This is a genomic window from Roseomonas mucosa ATCC BAA-692, assembly GCF_000622225.1.
GTDB classification, from domain to species: Bacteria; Pseudomonadota; Alphaproteobacteria; order Acetobacterales; family Acetobacteraceae; genus Roseomonas; species Roseomonas mucosa.
On sequence record NZ_KK211413.1, the window covers coordinates 93,027 to 113,519 of the forward strand.

The following is a 20,493-nucleotide window of genomic DNA, read 5'->3' on the forward strand; positions in this document are numbered from 1 at the left end:
CGTCATTCTCCTAGGCGAGCCTGGGCAGGCGGATGCTGGCGCGCAGGCCGCCGCCCGCGAGGTTCTGGAGCGTCACCGAGCCGCCGTGGTGGCCGACCGCCTGGCGGGCGATGGCCAGACCGAGCCCCGAGCCGCCGGTGCCGCGGTTGCGGGATTCCTCGAGGCGGTAGAAGGGCTGGAAGACACTCTCCAACTGCTCCTCCGGCACCCCCGGTCCGGCGTCGTCGACGTGGATCACGAGTTCCCGGCCGCGGTCGGCCAGCACCACCCGGGCCGAAGTCCCGTACTTCACCGCGTTGTCGATGACGTTGGCGAAGGCACGCTTGAGCGCGATGGCCCGGCAAGGCAGCCGCGCCTGCGGCGGACCCTCGTAGGTCACCGCCTTGCCCATGTCCTCAGCGTCGCCGCAGAGCGTCTGAAGCATCGCCGCGATGTCAGCGGACCGCACCTCCTCCTGCTCCTCGTCGCCCCGCAGGTAGGCCAGCGTGGAGCCGATCATGGCGTCCATCTCGTCGAGGTCGGCGTCGATCTGCTGCTGCACCTCGGCGTCGTCCAGGAAGCCCGCGCGCAGGCGCAGGCGCGCCAGAGGCGTGCGGAGGTCGTGGCTGACAGCGGCAAGCGCTTGGGTGCGATCGGCGATCAGGCGGTCGATGCGCGCCTGCATGCGGTTGAATGCCTGGGCCGCCTGCCGGACCTCGCGGGGACCTTCCTCGGGGACGGTGACCGTCTGCCCCGGCCTGCCGATGCGGTCGGCCGCGCTGGAAAGCTCGCGCAGCGGCCGCGCGATGAGGCGCACCACCAGCAGTCCCAGCACCAGGATGCCGACCGCCATCGCCGTGGTGGAAAGCAGCGTGGCGTGCTCCGGCTGCGCTTGCAGCGGGTCGGCGTGGTACCAGAGGGAGCCGCCCTCCGGCAGGCCGACCGTGCCCTGGGCCTCCCGGTGGCCCGTAATGGTGAGGTCCTCGGCCGCGACGGTGCCCTCCACAGCACCGGGTTGCCAGCGCACCTGGAAACCCGGCGAGGACAGAGCCTGCGCCACGGCCTCGCGGGCCTCCGGCGGCACCATGCCGACGGCACGCGCGGCGGCGGCGACCCGCTCGGCGGTGACCCTCTGCTGCGTGCTGCCCAGCAGGATGTCGCTGCCCGTCTGGTGCAGCCACAGGCTACCCACGTGGAAGGCCATCAGGCCGACCAGCAGCACCAGGATGATGCGGCCAGCCAGGGTGCTGGGCAGCAGGCGTCTCACTGTCGGGCCACCGCGGGGACGAACATGTAACCCGCGCCCCGAATGGTCTTGATGATGGAGGGACTGTCTGGCAGCGGCTCCAGCTTGCGGCGGAGGCGGCTGACCATGACGTCGACTGAGCGGTCGATGCTGTCCGAGATCCGGTTGCGCGCGAGGTCCAGCAACTGGTCGCGCGACAGGACGCGCTGCGGATGCTCGCAGAAGGCCAGCAGCAGGTCGTACTCACCGCTCGACAGGTCGACGGCCGAGCCGTCCGGCGCCGCCAGTTCGCGGCGTCGGGTGTCGAGCACCCAGTCGGAGAACACCATGCGGTCGCCGGTCACCAGCCCCATCCGCGCGGCTCCTCCCTGCGCACGACGAAGCACGGCGCGGATGCGCGCCAGGAGTTCCGGACGGCCGAACGGCTTGGGGAGGTAGTCGTCGGCGCCAAGTTCCAGGCCTACGACCCGGTCGGCCTCCTCGCCACGTGCGGTCACCATGATGATCGGAACCTCCGACCTGGCGCGGAGCATCCGGCACAGGTCCAGCCCCGACTGGCCCGGCAGCATCACGTCGAGCAGCACGAGGTCCACCGGGGCAAGGGCGATGGTGTCCCACATCTCCGCGCCGTTCCGCGCGCCCGTCACCCGGAAGCCATTCTGGCGCAGGAACTTGGCGATCAGCGTGCGCATCTCGCCGTCGTCCTCGACGACGAGGATGTGGGCCTCGGGGGGGAGCGGGCTGGCGGCCCGCGCCTCCCGCTCGGTCTCAGGATCGACCGGCGGCATCGGCGGATGCAGTCTGCGCTGCGAGTTCGTTCATGTCGGCGTCTCCCATCACGGTCAGGACCATGCCCAGCCCAGAGTGGGGTGTGCACCGCACGGGGTAAACGCCGGGACGGCCGAAGGTCACCATCGCGGCGGGGGGCGTGCGGAGCACCATGACCGGCTTCAGAAGAACAGCCGGATGCCGGTCAGGAAGGCCCAGCCGCCGACGTCCTCGCCCTCATTGCGGGCGTAGCGCGCGGTATCGCCGAGCTTCCGCTCGTAGCTGACGCCGATGTAGGGCGAGACCTCGCGGGTGACCTCGTAGCGCAGGCGCAGCCCGGCCTCGATGTCATTGAAGCCGCTGCCGACGCCAAGCTCGGGCACCTTCTGGAGCGCTAGGTTGACCTCGACGTTGGGCTGAAGCACCAGCCGCTGGGTGATGTAGGCATCGTAGGACACCTCGGCACGCGCCGAGAGGTCGCCCTTCTCGCTGACGAAGCCCTGGACGTCGACTTCGAACATGCCGGGCGCCAGCCCCTGGAGGCCGATGACGCCATAGAAGCGGTCCGGCCGGGGACGGATGTCGTAGCGGACACCGGCCTGGAAGTCCCAGTAGTAGCTGAGCAGGCGGGAGTAGAGCAGTTGGACCTCGGCGCCCTCGACGGTCCCGTTCCGAGACGTCTCGCCCTCGGTCTTCAGCCAGACGCGGTTGACGTCGCCGCCATACCAAGCTTGCCCATCCCAGCGGCCGATGTTGGGGCCGTCCAGCCCCCAGCCGTATTCGAGCTTCTCGAACAGAACCGCGCCGGTGAAGATCTCGTGGCTGAACGGCGGCTCGGTGCTGTGCTGCATGGCCTGCGCCTGCGCCGGTGCGGCCTGGAGGACGCCCCAGGTCAGCACGGCCAGAGAGGCGGCGGCGGCCAGGATGCTCTTGGTCTTCATGGCCGTCACCGCGCCGCAGCCGTGCGGGGCATCGACACGACCGACACCTTGCGCATCATTCCGGTCTCCATGTGGTAGAGCATGTGGCAGTGGAAGGCCCAGCCGCCGGGCGCGTCGGCCTCGATGTCCACGTCGACCGTCGAGCCGGGCTTGATGTTGACCGTATGCAGCAAGGGATTCTCCGCCCCGTTGCCGACCTGCGGCATCATCCACATGCCGTGCAGGTGCATCGGGTGGTTCATCATGGTCTCGTTGACGAAGCGGAAGCGCGCCCGCTCGCCGAGGTGCAACTGGATGGGCTGCGCCTGACTGAAGCTGTTGCCGTTGATGGACCAGAAGTACCGCTCCATGTTGCCGGTCAGCCGGATCTCGATGATCCGGGTGGGCTCGCGCACCGGGTAGAGCGGCTTCGCGGCCCGCAGATCGCGGTAGGACAGCACGCGGGCGCCCGGCGGCGCGCCGACGTCGTTCACCAGCGGATCTGGCATCGCCATGCCGCCATGGCCCATGGCGCTGTGGTCCATGCCGCCCATGGCACCGTGGTTCATGCCAGCCATCCCGGCATGGTTCATCCCGGCCATGTTGGAGTGGTCCATCCCCGGCATCGCCGAGTGGTCCATGCCCGCCATGGAGGAATGGTCCATCCCGGCCATGCTCCCGTGGTTCATCCCGCCCATGGAGCCGTGCTGCATGCCCTGGGAGCCTCCGGCGGGCATCTGCATGGCGGAGTGGTCCATGCCGCCCATGTCCATCGGCGCGACGTGGCCGGGCGCGTCCACCTCCGGCATCGGCGTGCCGCGGTCGAGGCCCTTGGGCCCGTAGTTCATGCCCATGTCAGCCATGGTCAGGACCGGGCGCGGGCGGTGCGGCGGCAGCGGCAGGGCGGGCATGCCCTCCTGGGTGGCGAGGCTGAACTGCGCGAAACCCTGGCGGCCCATGGACTCCGCCAGCACCTGGTACTGGCGCCCGTCGCGCGGGCGGACCAGCACGTCGAAGGTCTCGGCCGGGGCGATGCGGAATTCATCCACGGTGACCGGGCGCACGTTGTTGCCATGCGCCTGCACCACGGTCATCTCGAGGCCGGGGACGCGCACGTCGAAGTGGGACATGGCCCCGCTGTTGATGAAGCGCAGGCGTACCGTCTCGCCCGGCCGGAACACTGCGGTGAAGTTCTGCGCCGGAGTGTGGCCGTTGACGAGATAAGTGTAGCCGCCGACATCTTCGATGTCGGTCGGGTCCATCCGCATGTCGCCCCACATGATGCGGTCGGAGACGATGGCCGAGCGGGCGGCGCCGTCTGGCGCGCGGCGGAGCTCACCGACCAGGCTGGCCAGGGTGCGCTTGTTGTAGTTGTAGTAGCCGGGGTCACGCTTCAGGTTGGCGATGACGTGGCTCGGCGTCTCGTCCGTCCAGTCCGACAACTGGATGATGTAGTCGCGGTCGTAGCCGAAGGGCTCCGGCGTCGCGGGGTCGATAACGATGGAGCCGTAGATCCCGGACTGCTCCTGCAAGCCCGAGTGGCTGTGGTACCAGTAGGTCCCGGCCTGGACGAGCGGGAAGCGGTACTGGTGCGTCCCGCCTGCGTCGATACCTTGGAAGCCGTCGCTGATGCCGGGCACGCCGTCCTGGCTGCTCGGCAGGATCAGGCCGTGCCAGTGGATCGAGGTGTGCTCGCGCAGCCGGTTGGTGACATTGATCACCACCTCCTCGCCCTCGCGGAAGCGCAGGACGGGTCCTGGGATCTGCCCGTTGATGGCCATGGCCGGGCGGCGGCGCCCGGTGATGTTGGCCGTCACGTGGGACAGAGTCAGGTTGAACTCGCGCGGCATCACCCGGCCGACGGCGGGCTGTGCCAGGGCAGCAGGGGCGGCTGGGAACGCCAGGGCGGCGACCCCAAGGCTCAGCGCCTGCCGCCTGCTCAGCATGTTGTTGGTCATCGTTCGATCCTTGGCCGCGACGGCGCGGCGTGGCCTTGCTGGCTGGTCAGCGCGAGAAGACGACGTTGCCCACCATCCCGGACTCGTAGTGGCCCGGCACGTTGCAGGCGAACTCCAGTTCGGCGGCCTTGGTGAACTTGAAGATCATTTCCTCGGTCTGACCTGGGTTAACCAGGACAGCGTTCGGGTCGTCGTGACGCATCGCAGCGCCGCCATGGTTCATGCCGCCGTGGCCCATGGCGCCGTGGTTCATACCCGGCATGCTGGAGTGGTCCATGCCTGCCATGGCGTCCTTGCGGGTCGCCGACATCATGCCGCTCTCGAACATGGCCCGCATCTCACGCTGGTGCTGCTGGTGCATGGCGGCGGTGCCGATGTTGAACTCGTGCAGGAGCTCGCCCGCGTTGCGCACCCGGAAGCGGATGGTCTCGCCAGCGCGGACCTGGATGCGCTGCGTCTGGTAGCTGTTGTCGCGCATGACGATGTCGATCGTTCGCTTGACGTCCTGGGCGCGGCCGAGGGTGCCGAACTCCTGGTAGGACTGGTCCGCGGCGGCGGGCCAGGTCTGGCCCGCGACGGCGAGGAGGGCCAGGGCGGCGGCCGCGACGGAGGTGACAAGACGCATCTCTAGGCTTCCCCGGTCTGTGCAGGCGCGGGAAAGGCAAGGCCCACGCTCGATGTGACGGGGTCAGGATGGCGGCCGAGTGCGAGCCGAAGATTGCCCGAGTGTGACAAGATATTTCATGGAGGCGGCGGGCGGCCGTATCGACCCGACGGACAAAGCATGCGGCACTTCTGGCATTCATTCGGGCCGCCAATCCGGCTTGACATCGGGAATATATCGGCAATACCAGATATATGGAATCGTATGACGCCCTGGCCTGCCTCGGTGCCCTGTCGCAGTCCACGCGCCTGGAAACCTTCCGGCTCTTGGTCCGGCATGAGCCGGACGGCCTGCCCGCCGGTGAGGTGGCCCGGCAACTCGACGTTCCCCAGAACACGATGTCCACGCACCTGGCGGTGCTGACGCGCGCTGGCCTGCTCCGCTCCGAGCGCCTCAGCCGCTCCATCGTCTATCGGGCCGACCTGGAGCGCCTGCGCGAGATGATGCTGTTCCTGGTCAGGGACTGCTGCGGCGGCCGCGCCGACCTGTGCCAGCCCCTGATCGCCGACCTGCTGCCCTGCTGCCCGCAAGAGAAGGCTGTCCCATGAGCAACGTGACCATCTACCACAACCCGGCCTGCGGGACGTCTCGCAACACCCTGGCCCTCATCCGCAACAGTGGCGAGGAGCCGCAGGTCATCGAGTACCTGAAGACGCCGCCGACGCGGGAGGAACTCAAGGGCCTCATCCAGCGCATGGGCGTGTCGGTGCGCGACGTGCTGCGCCAGAAGGGCACGCCCTATGCAGAGCTTGGCCTTGGCGACCCGTCTCTTACGGACGACCAGTTGCTCGACGCCATGATGGCGCACCCCATCCTCATCAACCGTCCCATCGTGGTGACCTCGCTCGGCGTGAAGCTGTGCAGGCCGTCCGAGGCGGTGCTCGACATCCTGCCGAACCCGCAGCAGGGCGCCTACGCGAAAGAGGGTGGTGAGCCGGTGGTCGATGAGCAGGGCCGCCGCCTGATCTGAGAGCCGGGCGTCCGCGCCTTCTCCCCCCTTGACGACGACGTACTGCACCGCTCCGTCCCAGGTGAGCGGGTATCCTGGCGCGCCCTGAAGTCTGAGAGCACCCTCTACATGCTGGCCTTGGCTATCTTCGTCTTCACCCTCGTCCTGGTCATCTGGCAGCCCCGCGGCCTCGGCATCGGCTGGAGCGCCATGGGCGGCGCCGCGCTGGCCCTGCTGACCGGCGTCATCGGCTGGGCCGACGTGCCGGTGGTCTGGGGCATCGTCTGGGATGCCACCTTCACCTTCGTGGCGCTCATCATCATCTCGCTGCTGCTGGACGAGGCCGGGTTCTTCCAGTGGGCCGCGCTGCACGTGGCGCGCTGGGGCGGCGGCAACGGACGGCGGCTGTTCCCGCTGATCGTGGTGCTGGGCGCGCTCATCGCCGCCTTCTTCGCCAACGACGGCGCGGCCCTGCTGCTGACGCCCATCGTCATGGCCATCCTGCTGCGGCTGAACTTCTCGGCAGGCGCCACGCTGGCCTTCATCGTGGCCTGCGGCTTCGTGGCCGACACTACCAGCCTGCCGCTGGTGATCTCGAACCTCGTCAACATTGTCTCGGCCAACTACTTCGGCATCGAGTTCGGCCGCTACGCCGCCGTCATGGTGCCGGTGAACCTGGTGGCCCTCGTCGCGACGCTGGCCGTGCTCTGGGCCTACTACGGGCGCCAGGTGCCCGCCGCCTACGCGCTGGACCAGTTGGAGCGGCCGAGCGCCGCCATTCGCGACCACCTCGTCTTCCGGGCGGCCTTTCCGCTGCTCGCCGTGCTGCTGCTGGCCTACTTCGTCCTGGCGCCGCTCGGCGTGCCGGTCGCGGCGGTGACCAGCGCGGCCGCCCTGGTGCTGCTGGTGCTGGCCGGGCGCTGGCACCGGGGCGGCAACGGCGCCGTGGTCTCCATCCGCAAGGTGCTGAGCGAGGCGCCATGGCAGATCGTTGTCTTCTCGCTGGGCATGTACCTGGTGGTCTATGGCCTGCGGAACGCTGGGCTGACGGACCACCTGGCTGGCACGCTGGAGTGGCTGGCCGGGCATGGCCTATGGGCGGCGACTATCGGCACCGGCGTCGGCGCTGCGCTGATCTCCTCGGTGATGAACAACATGCCCAGCGTGCTGGTCGGCGCCCTGGCCATCGAGCAGGCCGAGGGCATCCCGCCCGCCATCCGCGAGGCCATGGTCTACGCCAACGTCATCGGCTGCGACCTCGGCCCCAAGTTCACCCCCATCGGCAGCCTGGCGACGCTGCTGTGGCTGCACGTGCTGGCGCGCAAGGGCACCACCATCACCTGGGGGCAGTACATGAGGGTCGGCCTCGTCATCACGCCGCCGGTGCTGCTGGCCGTGCTGGCCGCCCTGGCGCTCTGGCTGCCCGTGGTCCGCGCGCCATGAGCGGTCGGGTCTTCCGCGACGTCGTGGTCATCGGTGGCGGGCAGTCCGGCCTCGCCGCCGGGTACTTCCTGCGCCGTCAGGGCATCGACTTCGAGATCCTGGACGCCAACGACCGACCGGGCGGCGCCTGGCCGGACGCCTGGGACTCCCTCCGCCTGTTCTCGCCAGCGCAGATGAGTTCGCTGCCTGGCTGGCCCATGCCCCCATCTGCGGGCGGCTACCCCACCCGGGACCACGTGGTCGACTACCTGGAGCAGTACGAGCAGCGGTACAGCCTGCCGATCCAGAGGCCGGTGCGCGTCAGGGACATCCTGACCTCGCCGGACGGGCTGTCGGTGCGCACCGACCGCGGCACATGGCTGGCGAAGGCGGTCATCAGCGCGACCGGGGGCGCCAGCCAGCCCTACATTCCGCCCTACTCCGGCCGAGCGCTGTTCCAGGGCAGGCAGGTCCATTCCTCTGCCTACCGCTCCCCCGACGAGTTCGCAGGCCAGCGCGTGCTGGTGGTGGGTGGCGGCAACTCGGGCGCGCAGATCCTGGCCGAGGTCTCCAAGGTCGCGGAGACGGCCTGGGTCACATTGGAGCCGCCCCGCTTCCTGCCGGATAGCGTGGACGGCCGTGTGCTGTTCGAGCGCGCGACAGAGCGGGTGCGGGCGCAGATGGAAGGCCGGGAGGCGGATCTGCCGAAGGGTGGCCTGGGCGACATCGTCATGGTGCCGTCCGTGCGAGAGGCCCGGGACCTGGACGTGCTCTACACGGTCCGGCCGTTCTCCCGCTTTGTGGCAGACGGCGTGGTCTGGCCGGATGGCACGCGTACGGCCGTGGACGCTGTGATCTGGTGCACGGGCTTCCGGGCGAACCTGAGCCACCTGGCGCATCTGGGCGTGCTGACGGCGGAGGGTCACGTCGCCGTCGAACACGGCCGCGCCACGCGCGAGCGGCGTCTCTGGCTGCTCGGCTATGGCGACTGGACCGGCGCCGCCTCCGCGACGCTGGCGGGCATCACCCGGTCCGCCCGCGACACCGTCCACGCCATCCAACAGTTCCTGACGACGGGGAGACCCTGATGCCCTCCGACCTCGACCTCTCGCTCCCCAACGTGGCCGACGAATACCTCCAGACGCCGGACCTGGGTAAGCTGGGCATCTCCGGTGCGAGCCAGCATCCGCCGCGCATCCTGCTGCTCTACGGCTCGCTGCGGGAGCGGTCCTACAGCCGCCTCCTGGTCCTCGAGGCCGAGCGTATCCTCCGCCGCCTCGGCGCCGAGACGCGGGTCTTCGACCCCCGCGACCTGCCGGTGGTCGACAGCGTACCCGCCGACCACCCCAAGGTGGCGGAACTCCGAGAGTTGTCCCTGTGGTCCGAGGGCCAGGTTTGGTGCAGCCCGGAGCGGCACGGCGCCGTCACCGGCATCCTGAAGAACCAGATCGACTGGCTGCCGCTGGAGAGCCGCGGCGTCCGTCCGACCCAGGGGCGCATGCTGGCGGTGATGCAGGTCTCCGGCGGCAGCCAGAGCTTCAACAGCGTCAACACCCTGCGCCTGCTCGGGCGCTGGATGCGGATGATCACCATCCCCAACCAATCCTCCGTGCCCAAAGCGCATGAGCAGTTCGACGAGGCGGGACGCATGCTGCCGGGGCCGCTCTATGACCGCGTCGTCGACGTCATGGAGGAACTGGTGAAGTTCACCCTGCTGACTCGTGACATTTCGAGCCACCTGACCGACCGCTACAGCGAGCGCAAGGAGCGGGCGGAGAAGCAGGCCAAGGCGGACTTGGCTAAGCTCTCGGGCGCCGTCGGATAGGCGCTGGAGCTCTCGTGCGGACAGTAGGCAAGAGAGGACAACCTCTGCTCGTGAACGGATAAAGACGTTTCCACTGACACCAAGCCCACGAGAAGGCCGGGCTCAGGTAGCTGACAGGATTGTTGGTGCGGCGCGTTATTGTTAACGAGAGTTAATCTCAGCTACCCGTCCACCGGGAAAGGCCCGCCATGACAAACACGAACTCCGTCACCTATCCCGCCATGCCCACGCTTCGCCGCCGCCACGCGCTCGCGCTGCTCGGCGCGGCTGGCTTTGCCCTGCGGACTGCACCGGCGCGTGCCGCCGCGGTGGAGAAGAGCGTGAAGCTGGCGCCCGGCCTCTGCGAACTGGTTGTCAGCACCACCACAGGCCTTGTGCATGTGGCGAGCACCGGCCCGCGCGGCGCCGACGACGCCAAGATCCTTGGCCTGGATCCGCGTACCCTGGAGGTCCGCTCCACCATCGAGCTCGGCGCGAACACAGCTTTCGGCCTCGGCGTGAACGACAGCACCGGCATGCTGTTCGGCACCGGCACGCGCAAAGGCAGGGTGCTCGCCATTGACCTCCGCACCGGCAAGGTCAAGACGGAGATCGGCGAGGGCGAGAACAACCATCCGCGGCAGGTCGTCGTGGACGAGGCGCGCAACCGCGCCTTCGTCTCCAACTTCGGCTTCCGGGAGAAGCCGAGCGCCGTGTGGGTGGTGGACACGGCTGCCAACACCCTCGCCAGCGTCATCACGGAAGGGCTGGAAGGGGGTATCTCGGGCCTTACCCATGACCCTGCGGGAGACCGGGTCTTCGTGGCCGCCTTGCAGACGAACGAGGTGGTGGAAGTGAGCCTTGCCCGCCGCGCCGGGGTGCGCCGCTTCGCCTCCGGCGGGGACGGGCCAATCAACTTGGCCTTCCACGCCGCCAGCGGGCGCCTGTTCTGCACCAACCAGAAGAGCGGCCAACTGGCCGTGCTGGATGCCGCGTCCGGCCAGCCGGTCAAGGTGCTGGAGACAGGTGCGGGCGCGCTGGCCGTCACCTTCTCGACCGACGGTGCGCTGGCCTATGTCACCAACCGTGGGGCTGGCACGGTCAGCCTGGTGGACACGCGCGCGCTGACCGTGCTGGCGAGCCTGCAGACCGGCACGCACCCGAACACCGTGGCCGTGGATCGGCGCACGGGGCTCGCCTATGTCAGCAACAAAGCCCGCTCGGCGCCGCGTCCTGCCCAGGGCCAGCCTCCGGCCCCGGCGCCCGAGGACCCGAACGGTGACACGGTGAGCCTGATCCGCGCCTAAGATCATGGCCGTTCCGGCGGGCAACCGCTGAAACGGCCCGGAGTGGACACGGCTGGGAAGAGCCGTGTGAACGGTCAGGCGCCAGTGCTGGGACCGAGGGCTTCGATGATGCGGCACTCCGCCACCTTGCCGTGGCGGCACTGTCCGATGAGGGAATCCAGTTCGCGGCGCAGTGCCTGGAGGTCGGCAATCTTCCGGTCCACATCCTCCAGGTGCTCGCTGGCGATGACGTCCACCGCGTCGCAGGAGCGCTCGCGGTCCTCGGCCAAGTCGAGCAGTGTGCGGATCTGATCCAGCGAGAAGCCGAGGTCCCGCGCACGCCGGATGAAGCTCAGGCGGCCAAGGTGGGCCTCGCCGTAGGTCCGGTAGTTCCCGGCGCTGCGGGCCGGGGCCGGGAGCAGCCCCACACGCTCATACCAGCGAATGGTTTCCACCTTCGTCCCGGTCGCCCTGGCGAGAGCGCCGATGTTCAGCAAGTTCTCCAAAGACATCACCTTGACCCTGTAGCGACTACAGGGTCTATATAAGACGTCATCAGTTCCCCGCAACCAGCGGGGACCCACCTGCGAAGGAGGCAAGCGATGGCGAATGGTGACACGGCAGCAGGAACATCGGTCGACCTGCGTTACCGGGTGGAGGGCATGGATTGCTCCGGCTGCGCCCTGAAGATCGAGGGTGCGGTCGAGCAGATCGGCGGCGCCGAGGACATCCAGGTCAACTACAAGACGCAGACCCTGGAGTTCCGCCTGAATGAGGCGACCACGCCACGCTCGGCCGTCGAGGAGAAGATCCGCGGTCTGGGCTACGGTGTCGCGGCCCTGGCGTAACCAACAGGAACAGGATGACAGCCATGGCTGACGGCGGAACGGCTCAACTAGCCCCCAAGTCCAGGGCGGCCCTGCGATACCACGTGGAGGGCATGGACTGCCCGTCCTGCGCCTCGAAGATCGAAACTGCCGTTGGCCGCTTCGGCGGGGCCGAGGACATCCGGGTCAACTACCACAGCCAGGTCCTGGCCTTCCGGCTGGACGAGGCGGCGACCCCGCGTTCGTCCGTCGAGGAGGGGATCCGCAAGCTCGGCTACGGCGTCGCCCCGGTCGAGGCGCCGCGGGTGGTCGCGGGCGAGCCTGGCGCGGTCGCCGCCGACGTACCGCTCGTTCGCCCACGCCAGCCCTGGTGGAAGGGGAAGAAGGCGCGGCTTGCCGCGGCGATCGGCGCCCTCATGGTGGCCGGGTTCGCCGCTTCGCTCGCCGTCCCGTCGCTGGACCACTGGGCCTACGTACCCGCCGCCCTGATCGGGCTCGTCTTTTTCGGCAGGAAGGCCATCGCCGCGGCGCGCGCCGGTTCGCCCTTCAGCATCGAGATGCTGATGTCGATCGCCACTGTCGGCGCCATCGCCATCGGAGCAACCTCCGAGGCGGCCGTGGTGGTGTTCCTGTTCACTGTCGGCGAACTCCTGGAGGGCATCGCGGCCGGGCGCGCCCGCGCGGGGATCGAGGCGCTCGGCGCCCTGGTGCCGAGGACCGCGCTGCGCATCGAAGACGGCACGGCACGGGAGGTGCCCGCCGCCAGCCTCAAGGTCGGCGACCTCGTCCTGGTCCGCCCGGGTGACCGCGTCTCCGCCGACGGCGATGTGGCCGAGGGCGAATCCGAGGTCGACGAGAGCCCGGTGACCGGTGAGTCTATCCCCGTTCCCAAGGCGGAGGGCGCCCCTGTCTTCGCGGGCAGCATCAATGCCTCCGGTGCGCTCCAGGTCCGGGTGACGAAGCCTGCCTCCGACAACACAATCGCCCGCATCATCCGCCTGGTGGAGGAGGCGCAGGACGCCAAGGCGCCGACCGCCCGCTTCATCGAGCGGTTCTCGGCCATCTACACGCCGATCGCAGTTGCCGTGGCGGCCCTGGTTGTCGTCGCGCCGCCGCTTATCGTCGGCGCGGACTGGGACACCTGGATCTACCGCGGCCTGGCGCTGCTGCTGGTCGCCTGCCCCTGCGCCCTCGTCCTCTCGACGCCCGCGGCCATCGCCTCCGGCCTCGCCGTCGGCACCCGGCGGGGCCTGCTGGTGAAAGGCGGCGGCGCCCTGGAGACCATCGGCCGGATCCGCGCCGTCGCCTTCGACAAGACCGGCACCCTGACCGAGGGACGCCCGCGCGTGACCGACCTCCTCGCCCTGTCTGGCTCGGAACGCACGATGCTTGGCCTCGCCGCCGCGGTGGAGAACGGCTCCAGCCATCCGCTCGGCCGCGCCATCCTGGAGCGGGCGGACGCGGACGGCATCCCGCTCCGCCCGGCCAAGGAGTCCCGCGCCATCCCCGGCAAGGCCGTCGAAGCCGTCGTGACCGGCAAGCGCGTGACGGTCGGCTCACCCACCTACGCTGCCGCTCAGGCGCCGCTCACGGCTGACGCAACGCGGACGGTCGCCGAGTGGGAGAATCAAGGAAAGACCGTGGTCGTCGTCTCTGTGGACGGCGCGCCCACTGGCCTGGTCGCGGTGCGCGACGAGCCCCGGCCGGACGCGGCCGCGGGCATCCGGGCGCTCGACGCCCTCGGCGTCGAGGCCGTCATGCTGACCGGCGACAACGTCCGCACGGGTCAGGCCATCGCCGGAGCGCTCGGCCTCAAGGTGAAGGCGGGGCTGCTGCCGGAGGACAAGCTGCGCGAGATCGGCGCCCTCAAGGCAAAGGCGCCCGTGGCCATGGTCGGCGACGGCATCAACGACGCGCCCGCGCTCGCCGCCGCCTCGGTCGGCATCGCCATGGGTGGCGGGACCGACGTGGCCTTGGAGACCGCCGACGCGGCGCTGCTGAACAGCCGTGTCGTGGACGTGGCCGCCCTGGTCGGGCTGTCGCGCGCGACTCTGGCCAACATCCACCAGAACGTGGCCATCGCCCTCGGCCTCAAGGCGGTCTTCCTGGTGACGACGGTGGTCGGCATCACCGGCCTCTGGCCCGCCGTGCTGGCCGACACCGGCGCCACGGTGCTGGTGACCCTCAACGCCATGCGCCTGCTCGGGTACCGCTTCAAGGGCATGGCGCATGGCTGAGGGCCTGCTTAGGGCGCGGCTCGCCTGGACCTGGGGCGCGGGGACGGCCGCGCTGGCCTTCGCGCTGGACCAGGCGACGAAGTGGTGGGTGCTGGCCCATCTCATGGATCCGCCCCGCGTCATCCCCGTCACCCCGTTCTTCAACCTGGTGCTGGCATGGAACCGGGGCGTCAGCTTCGGCCTGCTGTCGGCGGACCACCCCGCGACGCCCTGGCTCCTGTCCTCCCTCGCGCTCGCCGTCATCGCAGGCCTCGTCGTCTGGACGACGCGCGACCGGCGCCCCGGGATGGCGGCTTCGATCGGGTTCATCGTCGGTGGCGCCCTGGGAAACGTCGTCGACCGGCTGCGGCACGGCGCCGTGACGGACTTCCTGGACTTCCACGTGGCTGGCTACCACTGGCCCGCCTTCAACCTCGCCGACAGCGCGATCTTCGTCGGCGTTGCGCTCCTGCTCCTCGTCAGCGGGCGGCGCGAACCGGCGGGCGCGCCGACCTCCGTGGCGCGACCCTGAGGGCGGGACCGGCGTGAACCCGCTCCTCCAGATGTCCGGCCTCCTGACCGCTTTCCTGGCGGGGATGGTTTCCTTCCTCTCGCCCTGCGTGCTGCCGCTGGTGCCCGGCTACGTCTCTTATGTCGCCGGGCGCTCGGTCGCCGCCGAGCGCACCGCGCCGGATCGCCTCGCCACGGTCGGCCTCGGCCTCTGCTTCGTCCTGGGCTTCGCGACCGTCTTCGTGGCGATGGGCGCGGGCGCCTCGGCGCTGAGCCAAGCCCTGCTGCGCTACCGCTACGAGGCTGGGATCGTGGGCGGGGTGGTCGTTATCCTGTTCGGCCTGATGACTGCGGGTGTTCTGCGATTGATGCCGTTACAACGCGACCTCCGCTTCATGCCGACTCTCAGCGGCGGCACGCCGCTCTCCGCCTACGTGCTCGGGCTGGCCTTTGCCTTCGGCTGGACGCCCTGCATCGGTCCGGTGCTGGGCGCCATCCTGGCGCTGACCGCCACCAGCGAAATCAGCCACCTCGGCATCATGCTCCTGGCCGCCTATGCGGCCGGGCTGGGCGTGCCCTTCCTGCTGGTGGCCGCCTTCGCCGACGCCTTTCTACGCGGCCCGTTCCGCAGCCTGCGACGCGTCGGGCGCGTTCTTCAGATCGTGGCGGGTGGCATCATGGTGGCGATGGGGGTGGCAATGATTACCGGCCACCTGACTGACTTCGCCATCCTGATGCTCCAACTCTTCCCCTGGCTCGGGAGCATCGGATGAGCGGCGCCGCGGATTCTAAGAAGCGCGCCTAATACGCCGTCAGCCACACCGCGAAGCATGCAACTCCGCCCGGCTGGGTTTAGCGCTCCTCGGCCCTCGCCGGGTGCGCCCTTGCCGAAAGACATCGTGCTCGGTGTCCCAAGGTGGCCACCATCGCGGCTTCCGCGACACCGCGCAAAAACAGGGAGAACAGAATGCCGTCTCAGCCGATCGTACGGGGCTTTTACGATGATCAGACCGGAAGCGTCTCCTACGTCGTGGCGGATCCGCAAACAAAGAAATGCGCGGTTATCGATCCCTTGTTAAGCTTCGACCGCAATTCATGCAGCCTTGCGACCCAGCCAGCCGACGAGATTGCCACCCATATCCGGGAGCGCGGACTGATCCCGGAATGGGTGCTCGACACCCACCCGCATGCTGACCACCTTTCTGCCGTCGCCTACCTGGGCGAGCGCCTTGGCGTGCCAACAGGCATTGGCGAACAGACCCTCGCAGTTCAGGCGATCTGGTCGGACATCTATAACATCCCCGATCTCGAGGTCGGTGGCCGCGACTATTGGGACCACATGTTTGCAGATGGTCACTGCTTCAATCTTGGCGCCTCGGAAGTGAGGGTGATTTTTTCCCCAGGCCACACCGCGGCCTCGGTCACCTACGTCGTTGGCGACGCCGCGTTCGTGCATGACACCCTCTTCATGCCGGATGCGGGCACGGCACGAGCCGACTTCCCTGGTGGTAACGCGCGGGCCTTGTACCGCAGCATCCAGAGCATCCTCGCGTTGCCACCGACGACACGCCTCTTCACCGGCCACGATTACCGTCCGGGCGGGCGCGAACCGCGTTGGGAGTCCACCGTAGCGGAGCAGCGGGCAACCAACATTCACCTACGGGACAGCGGCGGAGAGGACGGGTTCGTTCGGCTGCGGGAGGAACGTGATCGAACGCTTCCTCTGCCAGCGATGATGCTCTTTGCATTGCAAGTGAACCTCCGCGGCGGACGTCTGCCGAAGCCGGAAGCGAATGGCACCTCATACCTGAAGCTGCCGATTGACCGCTTTCGAACGAGCGCTGCCAGGGCGATGGACGCAGAATGATCGGCCGGTTTTGGACGGCCTCTCCGAAGCGGCCAGCGATCCCAGCATTGAGCTCACGGTCATCTTGGGCCGTGCATCTGGGTGGCGGTGCTGAGGTCTTTCCAATGTACGAAAGGCGCCCGTCACCTCGTAGCACGCGACATCTTGATGGCCATGGGCGCCGCGCCGGTCCGCTATTTCAGATCCGGCACCCCCTGAACGTATCGGTACGGTCTTGGCTCGGGAGCATCGGATGAGCGACGACGACGACCTGCCCAAGGACCTCGCCCACATCACGCCCGCCTACCGCCGGGCGCTCTGGATCGTGGTCGGCCTCAATGTCGGTTATGGCCTGGTGGAGATGGTCGGCGGCTTCATCTCCGGCAGCCAGGCGCTCAAGGCGGACGCCCTCGACTTCCTCGGCGATGGCCTAATCAGCTTCCTTGGCCTGCTGGCGATCGGCTGGAGCCTCGCCTGGCGTGCCCGCTCCGCCCTCATTCAGGGCCTGTTTCTTGCCGTGCTTGGCGTGGGCGTGCTCGCCACCACCGGCTATCGGGTGCTGGTGCTGAACCAGCCCGAGGCCGAGCTCATGGGCCTCTTCGGCGCCGTCGCGCTGGTGGTGAACGTGGCCTCCGCAGCGGTCCTCATGCCGCACCGCGAGGGCGACGCCAACGTCCGGGCCGTCTGGCTGTTCAGTCGCAACGATGCCATCGGCAACCTGGCCGTGGTGGTCGCGGCGGGCCTGGTCTGGTGGACCGAAACTGCGTGGCCAGACCTCGCCGTGGCGTTCGTCATCGCCGGGCTGTTCCTGCAATCCGCCTGGGCAATCATCCGTGATGCTCGTAGCGACCTTGATAAGGCAGGCCAGGGAGAACAGCAGTCCGACCGATAGCCGCCATCAACTTATCAGCTTGCCTGCTTGGTGGTGCATGCAACAGGCATGATGATAACGGCGCTGCCCATCGTTGCTGCCCTTGGCAGGAGCAGCAGGTGGGCAGGCGCCACAGCGAGGGCGCGGCTTCCTGGGGTATGGCACGGCGGCTTGCGCCGGGGCCCGGCCAGCCGGTGCACCTTCCTGGAAGACCTTTCCGTTCCGGTCCTTGCAAAGCGGGCTGCCTGCTGCGGCTGGCGAGCCTAACCACGTCACCACACCCGCGGCGTGACATCGGTTGCCCGCTCACCACGGAGGAGCCGACAACTTGGCCATCACCCGCACCGGCCTGGAAGAGAACCAAGTCGCCATCTACTTCGCCGCCGTCGTGGCGGGCGCGATCGCGGCCGTCGCCGCGCCCGGCGCGGCGTGGGGGGCGGTCATCAACCCCGCCCTCGCGGCCCTGCTGTACGTGACCTTCCTCCAGGTGCCGCTGGCGGACCTGCGAAGGAGCCTGGCCAACGGGCGCTTCCTGCTGACGCTGCTGGCGGTGAACTTCGTTGCCGCGCCCCTGGTGGCGTTCGCCCTGGCTTCCATGCTGCCCGGCGAGCAATGGGTGCTGCGCCTGGGTGTCCTGATGGTGCTGCTGGCGCCCTGCATCGACTACGTGGTCGTGTTCACCCACCTCGGCCGCGGGGACGCCCGCCTCATCCTGGCGGCGACGCCGGTGCTGCTGGTGGCGCAGATGCTGCTGCTCCCCGTCTACCTCGGCCTGTTCATCGGCGAGCGGGCCATGGCGATGATGCAGCCCGGTCCCTTCATCGAAGCCTTCGTCTGGCTGATCGCCGTGCCCCTGGCTCTCGCCGCGGCCACTCAGGCGTGGGCGGCGCGCTTCGGCGCCGGGAAGGCGGTCGCGGACGCCATGGGATGGCTGCCCGTTCCCCTGATGGCCGTGGTGCTGTTGGTGGTCATCGCGGCCGTTGCCCCGAACGTGGCGGCCCAGGCAGGCTCCGTCGCCATGCTGGTGCCGGTCTACGTCGCTTTAGCCGCGCTGATGCCGGTCGTAGGTAGCGTCATCTCCAGGTATGCAGGCATGGAGGCGGGCGCGGCGAGGGCGGTCACCTTCAGCGGCGGCACCCGGAACTCCCTGGTCGTCCTGCCGCTGGCCTTCGCTATCCCGGAAGCCGGTGCGCTGCTGCCTGCCGCGGTGGTGACGCAGACGCTCGTCGAACTCGTCGCCATGCTGGTCTACATCCGCTGGGTGCCGAGGCTGGTGCCCGCCAACCCCGGCCTTGCTGCGGAGTGACGGTCATCCCGCCGTTGCCGACCACGCGGGGAAAGGGTCAGCCAGCCGCTGGCGGCGGATCTTCCGCGTGGCAACAACCCTTCCCGTCCACCTGGACAGGCGGGCACGGCACCGTGCCGTAGGAGCAGAACACACAGCAGTCGCCCTGCTTGGGCCGGAGCAGCGTTCCGCAGCCGGTGCAGTCATAGAAGTACTGGCAGGCATCGGTCGGCATTGTCTCGGTTCTCGCCGTGCCGCAGTGCGGGCAGGTGATTGTCGACTCCAGGATCATCGGGTCCTCACACGTACGCATAACCGAGCACCAACAGGATGATCCCGACCGCCAAACCTGCCGGAACGACAAGCCGGAGGGCTGGGTTGGGGGAGCAGGCGGAGCCCGGCTCGCAGGCAACCGCTGCCCGCTGGCGCCAGAGCAGGACCGCTCCGCCAGCCAGGCACGCGGCTGCGGCGGCGAGCAGGATCGTGCGGTACGGCCCCAGAAGGACCGCCAGCCCGAAGAGCCAAGCGCTTCCCAGCCCGAGGGAGCCAAGAAGCATCGGCAGCGCACAGCAGGAGGCCGCACCGAAGGCTGCGGCGATGCCCGTCGTCGTCAGCACCATCGCACCGGCTTCCTGGACCGCCCCATGTGCCGGGGTAGCATTCACTTGGGTGTCGGACACGGTCGGCCTCCTTGTCTCAGCTATGCAGCCTACCTACCGTCTGTAGCGACTACAGACTCAAGTCCTTTCTGAGGAGGCGCATGGGATGGGGCAGAGCGGCGTTGCCATCGGTGAACTCTCGCGGCGGACGGGCTGCAACATCGAGACGATCCGCTATTACGAGCGGATTGGCTTGCTTCCAATACCGGCCCGCCGGGGGCGCTACCGCCTCTTCGGTGAGGAGGACATCAGGCGGCTGAGGTTCGTGCGGCGCGCGCGGGAGCTTGGCTTCACCCTGAACGAGGTGGGCGCGCTCCTCGAACTTGGTGCAGGCGCCTGCACCGAGGTCCATGGCATCGCCGCAGCACACCTCGCGGATGTCCGCTCCCGAATTGCCGACCTCCAGGCGATGGAGCGTGTACTGGATGGTGCCGTGCAGCAATGTCAATCCGGGGAGCAGGCCACATGCCCACTGATTGAGACCTTGTCGGGAACAGCGGCCACTACCTAGGCGCAGCGCAAGGAGGGCCATGGGCTAGCAGTCGATTGCTGTGAGTGGTCGTGGCGGCCATTGCGTCGGGCATAGCGGCCAAATCGGCAGCGTCGCCAAGCTGATCTGCATTTGCTGATGCGGAGGCTGGTTCCCACCATGCCGAGTACCGCCTTCGCCAGTTTGCTGGCGAAGGATGTCAGGGGGAAGGCCCTTACTCCACCTCGGGTGCCGTCTCGTCACCGTCCCCCAAAGCCAACTGCATCAGCACAGTATCCAGCCATCGCCCGTGCTTGCGGCCAACCGAGCGCAAGGTGCCGATCGGCTGAAATCCGAACGCCTTGTGCAGGCGGATGGACGCCTCGTTCGCGCTGTCGCCGATGACGGCCACCATCTGCCGGTAGCCGAGTGCGGCGCACTCCTGGATGAGGGCCTCGAGCAGGCGGCGGCCGATGCCGCGCCCTCGGGCCTCCTCGCTGATGTAGACCGAGTTCTCGAGTGTATTCCGGTAGGCAGGCCTGGGCCGATAAGCGCCCGCGTAGGCGTAGCCGAGCACGCGACAATCGGTGTCCTCGGCCACCAGGTAGGGCAGCCCGCGTTCGGTGATGGCGATGCGTCGCTGCCGCATATCTTCGGCCGTCGGTGCCTCTGTCTCGAAGGTGGCGGTGCCATGGAGCACGTGGTGCCGATAGATGGTGGCAACAGCGTCCATGTCGGCCTCTCTGGCAGGCCGGATGGTCACCTCGGCGGGCTGATTGGTGAGGGCGGTTGTGATCAGTTCAGGCACGGGAAC

24 protein-coding genes are annotated in these 20,493 nt (G+C 68.7%); 14 read left to right on the forward strand and 10 right to left on the reverse strand.

The window, feature by feature from the left end; translation table 11 throughout:
- Positions 1–10 precede the first annotated feature (10 nt).
- From BT98_RS0121960 to BT98_RS0121985, 6 genes are read right to left on the reverse strand one after another with little or no spacing between them, the layout of a single operon-like run.
- Positions 11–1,246 carry an ATP-binding protein gene (locus BT98_RS0121960; RefSeq protein ID WP_019460579.1) on the reverse strand — a complete coding sequence of 412 codons (1,236 nt, stop codon included), beginning with the start codon at positions 1,244–1,246 and terminating at the stop codon, positions 11–13.
- Positions 1,243–2,013, reverse strand: coding sequence for a response regulator (locus tag BT98_RS0121965; protein WP_019460580.1), 771 nt, complete (start codon positions 2,011–2,013; stop codon positions 1,243–1,245). The genes BT98_RS0121960 and BT98_RS0121965 overlap by 4 nt, the downstream gene beginning before the upstream one ends.
- Positions 1,994–2,167, reverse strand: coding sequence for a plastocyanin/azurin family copper-binding protein (locus BT98_RS28635; protein WP_338929323.1), 174 nt, complete (start codon positions 2,165–2,167; stop codon positions 1,994–1,996). The genes BT98_RS0121965 and BT98_RS28635 overlap by 20 nt, the downstream gene beginning before the upstream one ends.
- An 8-nt stretch (positions 2,168–2,175) precedes the next feature.
- Positions 2,176–2,934 carry a copper resistance protein B gene (locus BT98_RS0121975; RefSeq protein WP_037252131.1) on the reverse strand — a complete coding sequence of 253 codons (759 nt, stop codon included), beginning with the start codon at positions 2,932–2,934 and terminating at the stop codon, positions 2,176–2,178.
- Between the two features lie 5 nt (positions 2,935–2,939).
- On the reverse strand, positions 2,940–4,871 hold the full coding sequence (locus BT98_RS0121980) for a copper resistance system multicopper oxidase (RefSeq protein ID WP_019460582.1): 1,932 nt from the start codon (positions 4,869–4,871) through the stop codon (positions 2,940–2,942).
- A 46-nt stretch (positions 4,872–4,917) separates the two neighbouring features.
- Positions 4,918–5,496, reverse strand: coding sequence for a cupredoxin domain-containing protein (locus BT98_RS0121985; RefSeq protein WP_019460583.1), 579 nt, complete (start codon positions 5,494–5,496; stop codon positions 4,918–4,920).
- A 233-nt stretch (positions 5,497–5,729) separates the two neighbouring features.
- Here BT98_RS0121985 and BT98_RS0121990 point away from each other — a divergent pair, with 233 nt between their 5' ends.
- From BT98_RS0121990 to BT98_RS0122015, 6 genes are all read left to right on the forward strand, one after another.
- Positions 5,730–6,083: an ArsR/SmtB family transcription factor gene (locus BT98_RS0121990; protein ID WP_019460584.1), complete on the forward strand. Its 354-nt coding sequence runs from the start codon at positions 5,730–5,732 to the stop codon at positions 6,081–6,083.
- Entirely contained in the window at positions 6,080–6,505 is a 426-nt protein-coding gene (arsC, locus tag BT98_RS0121995; protein WP_019460585.1) for an arsenate reductase (glutaredoxin), read from the forward strand. Before BT98_RS0121990 ends, arsC begins: the two co-directional genes overlap by 4 nt.
- Before the next feature lie 108 nt (positions 6,506–6,613).
- The gene (locus BT98_RS0122000) at positions 6,614–7,927 is read left to right on the forward strand and encodes an arsenic transporter (protein ID WP_019460586.1); all 1,314 of its coding nucleotides are present in this window, start codon (positions 6,614–6,616) and stop codon (positions 7,925–7,927) included.
- Complete coding sequence (locus BT98_RS0122005) at positions 7,924–8,994, forward strand: ArsO family NAD(P)H-dependent flavin-containing monooxygenase (protein ID WP_019460587.1); 1,071 nt, start codon at positions 7,924–7,926, stop codon at positions 8,992–8,994. The genes BT98_RS0122000 and BT98_RS0122005 overlap by 4 nt, the downstream gene beginning before the upstream one ends.
- The gene (gene arsH, locus BT98_RS0122010) at positions 8,994–9,731 is read left to right on the forward strand and encodes an arsenical resistance protein ArsH (RefSeq protein ID WP_019460588.1); all 738 of its coding nucleotides are present in this window, start codon (positions 8,994–8,996) and stop codon (positions 9,729–9,731) included. The genes BT98_RS0122005 and arsH overlap by 1 nt, the downstream gene beginning before the upstream one ends.
- 188 nt (positions 9,732–9,919) lie before the next feature.
- Positions 9,920–11,017, forward strand: coding sequence for a YncE family protein (locus tag BT98_RS0122015; protein ID WP_007002456.1), 1,098 nt, complete (start codon positions 9,920–9,922; stop codon positions 11,015–11,017).
- Between the two features lie 74 nt (positions 11,018–11,091).
- On the opposite strand, the gene BT98_RS0122020 is transcribed toward BT98_RS0122015, so the two are convergent.
- On the reverse strand, positions 11,092–11,493 hold the full coding sequence (locus BT98_RS0122020) for a MerR family transcriptional regulator (protein ID WP_198368137.1): 402 nt from the start codon (positions 11,491–11,493) through the stop codon (positions 11,092–11,094).
- Positions 11,494–11,598: 105 nt separating this feature from the next.
- Here BT98_RS0122020 and BT98_RS25680 point away from each other — a divergent pair, with 105 nt between their 5' ends.
- The 7 genes from BT98_RS25680 to BT98_RS0122055 all read left to right on the forward strand — a co-directional run bounded on the left by BT98_RS25680 (position 11,599) and on the right by BT98_RS0122055 (position 18,572).
- A complete protein-coding gene (locus BT98_RS25680) occupies positions 11,599–11,844 on the forward strand; it encodes a heavy-metal-associated domain-containing protein (protein WP_007002454.1) in 246 nt (81 codons plus the stop codon).
- Positions 11,845–11,867: 23 nt separating this feature from the next.
- Entirely contained in the window at positions 11,868–14,060 is a 2,193-nt protein-coding gene (locus BT98_RS0122030; RefSeq protein WP_442970744.1) for a heavy metal translocating P-type ATPase, read from the forward strand.
- Positions 14,053–14,571 carry a signal peptidase II gene (gene lspA / locus BT98_RS0122035; protein WP_007002452.1) on the forward strand — a complete coding sequence of 173 codons (519 nt, stop codon included), beginning with the start codon at positions 14,053–14,055 and terminating at the stop codon, positions 14,569–14,571. The genes BT98_RS0122030 and lspA overlap by 8 nt, the downstream gene beginning before the upstream one ends.
- A 13-nt stretch (positions 14,572–14,584) precedes the next feature.
- The gene (locus BT98_RS0122040) at positions 14,585–15,322 is read left to right on the forward strand and encodes a cytochrome c biogenesis CcdA family protein (RefSeq protein WP_007002451.1); all 738 of its coding nucleotides are present in this window, start codon (positions 14,585–14,587) and stop codon (positions 15,320–15,322) included.
- A gap of 143 nt (positions 15,323–15,465) precedes the next feature.
- Positions 15,466–16,416 carry an MBL fold metallo-hydrolase gene (locus BT98_RS0122045; RefSeq protein ID WP_306302903.1) on the forward strand — a complete coding sequence of 317 codons (951 nt, stop codon included), beginning with the start codon at positions 15,466–15,468 and terminating at the stop codon, positions 16,414–16,416.
- Between the two features lie 232 nt (positions 16,417–16,648).
- A complete protein-coding gene (locus BT98_RS0122050; protein ID WP_007002449.1) occupies positions 16,649–17,287 on the forward strand; it encodes a cation diffusion facilitator family transporter in 639 nt (212 codons plus the stop codon).
- Between the two features lie 307 nt (positions 17,288–17,594).
- Entirely contained in the window at positions 17,595–18,572 is a 978-nt protein-coding gene (locus tag BT98_RS0122055; protein ID WP_027297501.1) for an arsenic resistance protein, read from the forward strand.
- 37 nt (positions 18,573–18,609) lie between these two features.
- Here BT98_RS0122055 and BT98_RS28500 read toward each other — a convergent pair whose 3' ends face one another.
- Both BT98_RS28500 and BT98_RS0122060 read right to left on the reverse strand, forming a co-directional pair.
- Entirely contained in the window at positions 18,610–18,843 is a 234-nt protein-coding gene (locus BT98_RS28500; protein WP_081798710.1) for a GDCCVxC domain-containing (seleno)protein, read from the reverse strand.
- A 7-nt stretch (positions 18,844–18,850) separates the two neighbouring features.
- Positions 18,851–19,171, reverse strand: coding sequence for a mercuric transporter MerT family protein (locus tag BT98_RS0122060; protein WP_007002446.1), 321 nt, complete (start codon positions 19,169–19,171; stop codon positions 18,851–18,853).
- Positions 19,172–19,316: 145 nt separating this feature from the next.
- Here BT98_RS0122060 and BT98_RS0122065 point away from each other — a divergent pair, with 145 nt between their 5' ends.
- On the forward strand, positions 19,317–19,721 hold the full coding sequence (locus tag BT98_RS0122065) for a MerR family transcriptional regulator (protein WP_007002445.1): 405 nt from the start codon (positions 19,317–19,319) through the stop codon (positions 19,719–19,721).
- A gap of 193 nt (positions 19,722–19,914) precedes the next feature.
- Here the strand turns inward: BT98_RS0122065 and BT98_RS0122070 are convergent, their stop codons facing one another.
- Complete coding sequence (locus BT98_RS0122070; RefSeq protein WP_007002444.1) at positions 19,915–20,487, reverse strand: GNAT family N-acetyltransferase; 573 nt, start codon at positions 20,485–20,487, stop codon at positions 19,915–19,917.
- Between the last annotated feature and the right edge of the window lie 6 nt (positions 20,488–20,493).

Coding starts and splice junctions, on each gene's coding strand:
- BT98_RS0122000 (WP_019460586.1), top strand. CDS start 6,614: ATGCTGGCCTTGGCTATCTTCGTCTTCACCCTCGTCCTGGTCATCTGG.
- BT98_RS0122015 (WP_007002456.1), top strand. CDS start 9,920: ATGACAAACACGAACTCCGTCACCTATCCCGCCATGCCCACGCTTCGC.
- BT98_RS0121965 (WP_019460580.1), bottom strand. CDS start 2,013: ATGCCGCCGGTCGATCCTGAGACCGAGCGGGAGGCGCGGGCCGCCAGC.
- BT98_RS0122005 (WP_019460587.1), top strand. CDS start 7,924: ATGAGCGGTCGGGTCTTCCGCGACGTCGTGGTCATCGGTGGCGGGCAG.
- BT98_RS0121975 (WP_037252131.1), bottom strand. CDS start 2,934: ATGAAGACCAAGAGCATCCTGGCCGCCGCCGCCTCTCTGGCCGTGCTG.
- BT98_RS0122060 (WP_007002446.1), bottom strand. CDS start 19,171: ATGGTGCTGACGACGACGGGCATCGCCGCAGCCTTCGGTGCGGCCTCC.
- BT98_RS0122050 (WP_007002449.1), top strand. CDS start 16,649: ATGAGCGACGACGACGACCTGCCCAAGGACCTCGCCCACATCACGCCC.
- BT98_RS25680 (WP_007002454.1), top strand. CDS start 11,599: ATGGCGAATGGTGACACGGCAGCAGGAACATCGGTCGACCTGCGTTAC.
- BT98_RS0121980 (WP_019460582.1), bottom strand. CDS start 4,871: ATGACCAACAACATGCTGAGCAGGCGGCAGGCGCTGAGCCTTGGGGTC.
- BT98_RS28635 (WP_338929323.1), bottom strand. CDS start 2,167: ATGGTGCTCCGCACGCCCCCCGCCGCGATGGTGACCTTCGGCCGTCCC.
- arsH (WP_019460588.1), top strand. CDS start 8,994: ATGCCCTCCGACCTCGACCTCTCGCTCCCCAACGTGGCCGACGAATAC.
- BT98_RS0122065 (WP_007002445.1), top strand. CDS start 19,317: ATGGGGCAGAGCGGCGTTGCCATCGGTGAACTCTCGCGGCGGACGGGC.
- BT98_RS0122030 (WP_442970744.1), top strand. CDS start 11,868: ATGGCTGACGGCGGAACGGCTCAACTAGCCCCCAAGTCCAGGGCGGCC.
- BT98_RS0121990 (WP_019460584.1), top strand. CDS start 5,730: ATGGAATCGTATGACGCCCTGGCCTGCCTCGGTGCCCTGTCGCAGTCC.
- lspA (WP_007002452.1), top strand. CDS start 14,053: ATGGCTGAGGGCCTGCTTAGGGCGCGGCTCGCCTGGACCTGGGGCGCG.
- arsC (WP_019460585.1), top strand. CDS start 6,080: ATGAGCAACGTGACCATCTACCACAACCCGGCCTGCGGGACGTCTCGC.
- BT98_RS0121985 (WP_019460583.1), bottom strand. CDS start 5,496: ATGCGTCTTGTCACCTCCGTCGCGGCCGCCGCCCTGGCCCTCCTCGCC.
- BT98_RS28500 (WP_081798710.1), bottom strand. CDS start 18,843: ATGATCCTGGAGTCGACAATCACCTGCCCGCACTGCGGCACGGCGAGA.